1 protein-coding gene is annotated in these 273 nt (G+C 56.8%); it reads left to right on the top strand.

Annotated elements, in window-relative coordinates; genetic code table 11:
* Positions 1-273, top strand: a 273-nt coding sequence (locus tag SB725_RS31250; RefSeq protein ID WP_410923284.1) for a hypothetical protein, incomplete at both ends; no start/stop codon positions are given.

Raw genomic sequence — 273 nt, forward strand, 5'->3', positions numbered from 1 at the left:
CGATGCGGCGCTCCTGCAGGTACGTTCTCTTGGCGACAAGCTCGCACTTGTGATCAAGCCAACTCTGCATGTAACCGACGACGGTGGTGCGCTGGCACCGAAGGAAATCGAGCGCCTGGTCAAGCAGAAGGTGCTTGGCTACCAGCACAACAAGGAGTTCAACGAAGCAACGGAATTCTGGCGCAAGCGATTACTCCCGAAAAGAGATCTCGCGCTTCGGTTTCCGGACAGCGAGGATGGCATCTCGTTCGTCATTTCTGGCCGCCCTGTCTT

This window comes from Pseudomonas sp. SIMBA_041 (genome assembly GCF_046535095.1).
Lineage (GTDB): Bacteria > Pseudomonadota > Gammaproteobacteria > Pseudomonadales > Pseudomonadaceae > Aquipseudomonas > Aquipseudomonas mucoides.